Genomic DNA, 8,340 nt, shown 5'->3' with positions numbered 1-8,340 from the left:
ACGTCATGGAGCGGACGTCCCGCCGCGCGTCGACGGGCCTACTGGTAGCAGGGCTTTTCGAACTTGTAGTCCTTCGCGGTCGGGCCGGTGAAGAACTGCTCGATCGTCGTGACACCGGAGTCCGCCTTGGGATCCGGCTTGGCGATCTGGCTCTGCCGGAACACCGTGTCGTTCGGTTCGCCGTTGTAGTTGCCGGCGCCCGACGGCAGCATGCCCTCGTAGTCGACCGAGGTGAGCGACTTCACCGCGTTGAGCAGCCCCTGGCGGGTGAGGTCCTTGTTCTCGGCCGCCTTGGTCAGCGCCGCCTTCAGCGGGTACGACCACACCCAGCCGGAGGTGTACCCGTCGTTCTTCTGCGGCACCTGGCCGATCGCCTCGCGCATGGCCCGGTGGCCCGGGGTGTCGGTGCCGAACGGCGACCACGGCCCGGACTGCAGGTACAGCGCGGTGATCGCCGGCGCGGCCGCGCTCTGCAGCAGGCCGGGGTTCCAGGTCGGCCCGGTGCCGATGAACTTGCCCTTGTACCCGCGGGCCGCCGTCTGGCCGATGATCACCGCGGCGTCGGTCGGGCCATTGGTCAGGATGACCAGATCGGGGTTGCCGGACACGATGGCGTCGATGGCGCCACCCTGGTTGTCCTGCCCGGTGGCGGTCTTGACGTCGGTGAAGGTCAGCCCGCGCTTCTCCGCGGCGATCTTGGCGCCGGCCGCGGCGTCGTCGCCGTAGTCACCGGCCAGGTGCACGGCCATCACGCTCTTGACGCCCAGCTTGTCGACCGCGTAGTCGACCGAGTTCATCGACTCGAAGCAGTAGTTCGTGCCGGACTCGAGAATCACGTCCTCGAAGCCCCACAACGAGGTCCACGACGCCGGGGCCGTGACGATGTTGCTGGCCTTGAGGTCGGGCAGGATGGCCGCGGTGGTCGGTGAGCCGAGCGACTGGGCGATCGCCAGGATCTTCGGCTTGATCTCCTGGTACACCTGGTTGTGCACCTGCGGGTTGTACTTGTTGTCCTTGACGTAGGTGGTCACGTCGATGTCGTAGCCGCCGATGCCGCCCTGGTCGTTCACCCGCTTCCAGAACGCCTTCTGCGATTCGGTGATCGGCACGGCGAGCGCCCGGAACGGGCCCTCGGTGAGGTCGGAGATCGTGCCGAGGTAGATGCAGCCCCGGTCCTGGTGCGTCGAGCCGGGGCAGGGCTCGTTGGTGACCCCGAAGTCGACCTTGTTGCCCTCCTTGCCGGTCTGCGGCGCGGTTGGCTCCTGGGACCGGCAGCCGGTGACCACCAGGGTGAGCGCAAGCGGCACAGCCAGCGCCGCGACGATGCGTCGTGACATGTGACGCCTCCTTCCTGGCCGTTTCAGTAGGAGAACGGCCACGCCTTCCAGTAGTTGCGTACGCGAATCCATATTCCGAACAAGCCTCTCGGCTCGAACAACAGGAACCCGATGATCAGCAGCCCGTAGAGGATCGACTCGACGAGATGGACCGGGACACCCCCTTCGCCGATGAACGGCAGCACGCCGGGCAGCTCGCTGGTGATCCGCGGCAGCAGCGTGATGAACATCGCGCCCATGATCGAGCCGGAGATCGTGGCCACCCCGCCGATCAAGATCATCGCGATGAACTGCACGGACAGCAGCAGGTTGAAGTTGCCGGCGGTGAACGTCTGCGGGATGACGTAGAGCAGCGCGCCGGCGACGCCCGCGTAGAACGAGGAGATCGCGAACGCGATCACCTTGTACCGGGTGAGGTTCACCCCGATCACCGCGGCGGCGATGTCCCGGTCCCGGATCGCGGCGAACGCGCGTCCGGTGCGCGAGCGCACCAGGTTCCTGGCGAGCAGGGCGAAGACCACCAGGAGCACCAGCATCAGCAGGTAGAGCTGCTGCACGCGGGTGAAGTTCGGGCTGTCCTGGTCGATCCGGGCGCCGAACAGCGTGGCCACCGGGGCCGGCCGGCCGATGTCGGGCGGGCCGGCCAGGTCGGTCCACTCCCGGAACAGCCACTGGCCGATGAACACCAGGCCGAGCGTGACAATCGCCAGGTAGAGCCCGCGCAGCCGCACCGCCAGCGGGGCGACGAGGGCCCCGGCCACCGCGGACAGCGTCCCGGCGGCGAGCAGCCACACCGGCACCTCGGTGACCCCGAGGCCGAGCACCCGCCCGTCCGGGTCGCCGGACAGCGCCGCCGCCGTGTACGCGCCGATGGCCACGAAGAACGCGTGGCCGAGCGACACCTGACCGGCGTAACCGGTGACGATGTTCAGCCCGATCGCGCCGATCGACGCCGCGCACCCGGTGGCGAACAGCTGCAGCACGTCGTCGTCCACCGAGAACGGCAGCACCAGCGCGATCACCAGCAGCACGCCGATGAACACCTTCTTGCCGGTGGTGTTCAGCAGCGCCATGTCCTGCTTGTAGGACGTGTACAGCTCCGGCCGGCCGAACCGGGTGCGCACGGAGGTCATATCCGCACCACCTCACGGGTCCCGAACAGGCCGTACGGTCGCACCAGCAGCACAAGCATCATCACCAGGTACGGCGTGACGAGAGAGAACTCGCCGCCCAGCCACGGCGCGACGTCCGCGCCGTAGGTGCCGACGAGGGACTCGACCGCGCCGATCACCAGGCCGGCGATCACCGCGCCGCCCAGCGAGTCGAGGCCGCCGAGGATGATCACCGGCAGCGCCTTCAGCGCGATGATCCACAGCGCCTGGTCGACGCCGGCGCCGGTGGACACGAACACCCCGGCCAGCGCGGCGAGCGCGCCGGCGATCGCCCAGGACAGGGTGAACACCATGCCCACCGAGACCCCCTGGGCCAGGGCCACCTCCTGGTCGAACGCGGCCGCCCGCATGGCCAGCCCCATCCGCGAGTACTTGAAGAACGCGAACAGCACGCCGACGAGCACCATGGTGGTCACGAACATCACCAGGTAGCGCACCTGCACGTCGGTGCCGAGCAGGTTGGTCGTGCTCAGGCCCCACGGGTCGCGCACCGGCCGCACGTCAAGCCCGAGGAAGCCGCTCACCACGACCCTGATCACGATGTCCAGGCCGAGCGTGATGATCGAGATGACGAACACCGGCTTGCCGATCATGGGGCGGATCACCGCCCGTTCGGTGCCGACGGCCAGCAGCGCGATCAGCGCCGCGGCCACGATCACGGCAAGGTAGAAGTTCATGCCGGTGACCAGATAGGTCACCAGCACCGCCCCGGCCAGCATGAACGCCGGCTGGGCGAAGCTGATCACGCCCATCGACTTGTAGATGATCACGAAGCCGAACGCCAGCAACGCGTACACCGAGCCGTTGCCCAGCCCGCGCACCAGGCTCTGGATCAGCTCCGTCATCGCTTGACCTTGTACATCGCCTCGACCTGCTCGGCGAACATCGTCGCGATGGCCGAGCGCTTCACCTTCTGGGTCGCGGTCAGCTCGCCGTCCTCGTGGTCGAGCTCCTTGGGCAGCATGGCAAACGTCTTGATCTGCTCGACGGAGGCGAACCGCTCGTTCACCTTGTCCACAATGGACTGGACGAGCTTGCGCACCTCCGGCTTGTCGGACAGGTCCCGGTAGGTGGTGTAGGCCAGCTTGCGCGCCTGCGCCCAGTGCCCGACGGTCTCCAGCTCGATCCCGATCAGCGCGGTGAGGTACGCCCGCCGGTCGCCGATCACGATGGCCTCCTTGATGAACGGCGAGGCCTTCAGCGCGTTCTCGATCTCCGACGGCGCCACGTTCTTGCCGCCCGCGGTGATGATCAGGTCCTTCATCCGGTCGGTGATCTTGACGTGGGTGCCGTCCACCCACTCGCCGACGTCGCCGGTGTGCAGCCAGCCGTCGGAGTCGATGGTCCTTGCGGTGGCCTCCGGATCGCGCCAGTACCCGGCGAACGTGCCGGGGTGCCTGGTCAGGATCTCGCCGGTGGACTCGTCGATGCGCAGCTCCACCCCCGGGTGCGGCTCGCCCACCGTGCCCACCTTGACCCGGCCCGGCCGGTTCGCCGTGGCGATCGCGGTGTTCTCGGTCATCCCGTACACCTCGTGCATCGGCACCCCGATACCCATGAAGAACCGCAGCACCTCCGGCGCGATCGGGGCGGCGCCGGACGCGGCGTAGCGGACCTTGCGCATGCCGATCCGGTCGCGCAGCGCGCGGAAGAAGAACAGCCAGCCGATCGCGTACCGCAGCCGGGTGCCGACGGTGTGCCGCCCGCCGTTGCGCACCAGCGTCGCGGCGATGCGATCGGCCTCACGCAGCCAGAACCGGCCGAACGCGCGCTTGAGCCAGGTGGCCGAGTCGATCCGGATCCGGACCCCGGCGAGCACCTTCTCCCAGATCCGCGGCACCCCGAACAGGATCGTGGGCTGCACCTCGCGCAGGTTGGTCTGCACGGTCTCGATCGACTCGGCGAAGTGCACCTGAATGCCCGCGCAGGCGGAGAACCAGGTGGTGAAGATCCGCTCGGCGACGTGGCACAGCGGCAGGTAGGACAGCGTGACGTCCGAAGGGGACGGTGGCGGGGAGGTGAACCCGCCGCCCTCCACCAGCACCTTGATGCAGTACTCCACATTGGACACCGAGAGCATGGCGCCCTTGGGCGGGCCGGTGGTGCCGGAGGTGTAGACCAGGGTCAGCACGTCGTCCTCGGTCGCCTCGGCCATCCGCCGCTCGACGGCGTCCGGGTGGGCCGCGCGGTGCTCCGTGCCCAGCGCCAGGAAATCCTCCCAGGACATCAGCTTCGGGTCGTCGTAGCGGTACCGGATGCCGCGCGGCTCGATGTAGACGATCTTCTCGAGGTCCGGCAGCTGGTCGAGCACGTCGAGCGCCTTGTCCACCTGCTCCTGGTCCTCGGCGATGAGCACCCGGGAGCCGGAGTGCGACAGCAGGTACGCCACCTCGGCCGCCGGGTTGGTCGGGTACAGCCCGACGGTGGTGGCCCGGATCGCCACCGTGCCGATGTCGGAGTACAGCCACTCGCGCCGGTTCTCCGAGTGCACCGCCACCCGGTCGCCCGGCTCGATGCCCAGCGCCAGCAGGGCATGCCCGACCAGCTCGGCACGATCCCAGTAGTCGGCCCAGGTGACCTCCTGCCAGATGCCGAAGTCCTTCTCCCGCAAGGCGATCCGGTCGGGCATCTCCTTGGCTCTCGCCCGCACCCGGCTGGCGACGGTGACGGTCGTGATGGTCTGCTGGGCGACTGCGGTCATCGCGCACCTCCGTGCTCTTCGCCGAGATAGGCGCGGATCACGTCCGGGTTGTCCTGCACCTCGCCGGGCGTCCCGGTGCAGATCGGCCGGCCGAAGTCGACCACGAGCACCCGGTCGGCCAGATCCATCACCAGGCCCATGTCGTGCTCCACCATGATCATGGGGATGCCCAGCTCGTCGCGCACGTCGAGGATGTAGCGGGCCATGTCCTCGGTCTCCTCGAGGTTCATGCCGGCCACCGGCTCGTCGAGCAGCAGCAGCTTGGGCCCCATGGCCAGCGCCCGGCCGAGCTCCACGCGCTTCTGCACCCCGTAGGGCAGCAGGCCGACCGGGAACCGCCGCCACTGCTCCAGCTCGAGGAAGTCGATGATGTCCTCGACCGCGGCCCGGTTCGCCAGCTCCGACCGGCGGGCCCGGCCGAGCCAGGCGAACGCCGCAAGCGTCCCGTAGGCGTTGTGGTGGTGCCGGCCGAGCATCAGGTTGTCCACCACGGTCAGGTTGGCGAACAGCTCGATGTTCTGGAACGTGCGGGAGATGCCGAGCCGGGCGATCACGTGCGGGCGCTTGCCGATCAGGTCGGTGCCGGCGAAGCTGACCCGGCCGGACTGCGGGCGGTACACCCCGGACAGCACGTTGAAGATCGAGGTCTTGCCGGCGCCGTTCGGTCCGATGATCGAGAACAGCTCGCTGGGGCCGACCGTGAACGACACGCCGTCGATCGCCTTCACCCCGGCGAAGGACAGGTGCACGTCGTCGAAGACCAGCGCGGTGCTTGATTGTTCGCTCCGCGCCTCCGCTACCACGCCGGCGTCCCTCCTCGCGTGCTCGGCGCTCGTTCCTCGCGCCTGCGCGCGCTCGTCAGTCCAGCCGGCGCGCGCTCCGGCGCTCCCGCTCACGAGAGCCACCTCTTGCGCCGCTTGTAGTGCTTGACGTCGCGGAACGACTTGGCCGCGCCCTCGGCCCCGAGTCCCAGGTAGAACTCGCGGACGTCGGAGTCCTCGAGCAGCTCCTTCGCCGGCTTGTCCATGACGATCTTGCCGTTCTCCATGACGTAGCCGTGCTCGGCGATCGACAGGGCCATCGTGGCGTTCTGCTCGACCAGCAGCACCGTGGTGCCGCCCGCGTTGATCTCCACGATGAGGTCGCGAATCTGCTGGACGATCAGCGGCGCCAGGCCCAGGCTCGGCTCGTCGAGCAGCAGGCAGCGCGGCTCGGACATCAGCGCCCGGCCCATCGCCAGCATCTGCTGCTCGCCGCCGGACAGGTAGCCCGCGGTGCGCTTGCGGCGCTGGGCCAGCACGGGGAACAGGCCGAACACCCGCTCGAGGTTGGTCCGCAGCTGCTTGGCCGCGACGTGCCCGCCCACCCGCAGGTTCTCCTCCACGGTCAGCTCGGCGAAGATCCGCCGGCCCTCCAGCACCTGCTTGATCCCGAGGGCGGCGATCCTGGTGGGCGGCAGGTGGTGGATCGGCCGGCCGGCGAAGGTCACCGAGCCCTTGGTGATCTCGCCCTCGTGCACGTCGAGCAGCCCGGTGATGGCGCGTAGCAGCGTGGTCTTGCCGGCCCCGTTGGCGCCGAGCAGCGCGACGATCTTGCCCTCCGGCACGGCCAGGCTGACGCCCTTGAGCACCTGGATCACGTCGTCGTACACGACCTCGAGGTTGCTGACCGACAAGATCGGGGAGGCCACGGAAGCCGTCGGTCGCATCGCTGCAGTCATGCCTCTCCGCTCAGCCCCGAGCATGCAAAACCCGTCGTGACCTGGATCACGTCAGACACGGACCGTAGCTGTTGGCGGCGAGGCCCGGCAAGCGGCAGGCCGAACTGTTACCGGCCGGTTTTGGCTGCTTGTGCACGATCACAGCCTGACGGCGACGGCATTGGGCACCCGGCACATCGGGCAGCTCGAACCGCCCTCGAGGGTGCCGTAGGTGCCCGCCTGCAAGACTCCGGCCGTGGATCCGACCCGCGTCTTCGACTGGCTGGACGACCGCGCCGCCGAGCGCCGCGCGGCCGGGCTGACCCGGCAGCTGCGGCCCCGCCGGGCCGACTCCGACCTGCTCGACCTGGCCAGCAACGACTACCTCGGGCTGGCCAGGGACAAGCGGATCAGCGGCGCGGCGGCGGCCGCCACGCTGCGCTGGGGCGCGGGGGCCACCGGCTCGCGCCTGGTCACCGGCAGCACCGACCTGCACGGCGAGCTGGAGCAGGAGCTGGCCCGGTTCTGCGGCACCCAGGCCGCGCTGGTGTTCTCCTCAGGGTTCACCGCCAACCTCGCCGCCGTGACCGCGCTGTCCGGCCGGGGCAGCGCGATCGTCACAGACGCCTACATCCACGCCTCGCTGATCGACGGCTGCCGGCTGTCGAGGGCCGACGTCGCCGTGGCCGGCCACGTCGACCTCGCCGCGACCGGTCACGCCCTGGCCACCCGCCGCCACGAGCGCGCGCTCGTGGTGACCGAGTCGGTGTTCTCGGTGGACGGTGACCTTGCGCCGCTCGGCGCCCTGCTCGAGGTGTGCCGCTCGCACGGCGCGGCCCTCGTCGTCGACGACGCGCACGCGCTCGGGGTCCGCGGCCCGGGCGGCCGCGGCGCCATGGCCGAGGCCGGCGTGATCGGCGAGCCCGACGTGGTGACCACCCTGACCCTGTCCAAGTCGCTCGGCGCGCAGGGCGGCGCCGTCCTCGGCCCCCGCCGGGTGATCAAGCACCTGGTGGACACCGCCCGCAGCTTCATCTTCGACACCGGCCTCGCCCCCGGCAGCGCCGCCGCCGCCCTCGCCGCCCTCGCGGTCCTGCGCGACGAACCCGACCGCCCGGCCCGCGCCCGCCACGCCGCCGACGCCCTCGCCTCCGGCCTCCGCGCGGCCGGCCTGACCGTCAGCGCCCCCACCGCGGCCGTCGTCTCGGTCCGCGCCCCCTCCCCGGAGGCCGCGGTCACCTGGGCCGCCGACTGCCGCACGGCCGGCGTCTGGGTCGGCTGCTTCCGCCCGCCCTCGGTCCCCGACCAGATCTCCCGCCTCCGCCTCACCGCCCGCGCCGACCTCACCGACACCGAGCTGGAACGGGCGGTCGAGGTGATCAGCAAGTGCGCGCCGGCCGGGGGCCGAGTGTGACGAAGGGGGCCTTCCGC

General features: G+C 70.0%; 7 protein-coding genes. 1 reads left to right on the top strand and 6 read right to left on the bottom strand.

From position 1 onward, the window contains the following. Positions 1 to 38: 38 nt before the first annotated feature. Genes VGX25_RS26350 through VGX25_RS26325 form a run of 6 tightly spaced genes read right to left on the bottom strand, consistent with a single transcriptional unit; the run spans position 39 to position 6,918 of the window. On the bottom strand, positions 39 to 1,337 hold the full coding sequence (locus VGX25_RS26350) for an ABC transporter substrate-binding protein (RefSeq protein ID WP_326920597.1): 1,299 nt from the start codon (positions 1,335 to 1,337) through the stop codon (positions 39 to 41). 23 nt (positions 1,338 to 1,360) lie between these two features. Further along, a complete protein-coding gene (locus tag VGX25_RS26345) occupies positions 1,361 to 2,470 on the bottom strand; it encodes a branched-chain amino acid ABC transporter permease (protein WP_326920596.1) in 1,110 nt (369 codons plus the stop codon). After that, a complete protein-coding gene (locus VGX25_RS26340) occupies positions 2,467 to 3,354 on the bottom strand; it encodes a branched-chain amino acid ABC transporter permease (RefSeq protein ID WP_326920595.1) in 888 nt (295 codons plus the stop codon). Before VGX25_RS26340 ends, VGX25_RS26345 begins: the two co-directional genes overlap by 4 nt. Further along, positions 3,351 to 5,210, bottom strand: coding sequence for an AMP-dependent synthetase/ligase (locus tag VGX25_RS26335; protein WP_326920594.1), 1,860 nt, complete (start codon positions 5,208 to 5,210; stop codon positions 3,351 to 3,353). The genes VGX25_RS26340 and VGX25_RS26335 overlap by 4 nt, the downstream gene beginning before the upstream one ends. Continuing rightward, on the bottom strand, positions 5,207 to 6,106 hold the full coding sequence (locus VGX25_RS26330) for an ABC transporter ATP-binding protein (protein ID WP_326920593.1): 900 nt from the start codon (positions 6,104 to 6,106) through the stop codon (positions 5,207 to 5,209). The genes VGX25_RS26335 and VGX25_RS26330 overlap by 4 nt, the downstream gene beginning before the upstream one ends. Beyond that, positions 6,103 to 6,918, bottom strand: a complete 816-nt coding sequence (locus tag VGX25_RS26325) for an ABC transporter ATP-binding protein (RefSeq protein ID WP_326920592.1) — start codon at positions 6,916 to 6,918, stop codon at positions 6,103 to 6,105. The genes VGX25_RS26330 and VGX25_RS26325 overlap by 4 nt, the downstream gene beginning before the upstream one ends. Before the next feature lie 247 nt (positions 6,919 to 7,165). Between VGX25_RS26325 and VGX25_RS26320 the strand changes: the two genes are divergently transcribed. Continuing rightward, positions 7,166 to 8,323: an 8-amino-7-oxononanoate synthase gene (locus VGX25_RS26320; RefSeq protein WP_326920591.1), complete on the top strand. Its 1,158-nt coding sequence runs from the start codon at positions 7,166 to 7,168 to the stop codon at positions 8,321 to 8,323. Positions 8,324 to 8,340 lie beyond the last annotated feature (17 nt).

Origin of the sequence: Actinophytocola sp. (genome assembly GCF_035942955.1) — a bacterium.
Classification (GTDB): domain Bacteria; phylum Actinomycetota; class Actinomycetes; order Mycobacteriales; family Pseudonocardiaceae; genus DASYTH01.
The sequence above is the reverse complement of the archived record's forward strand: the minus strand, read 5'-3'. Positions and strand labels throughout refer to the sequence as shown.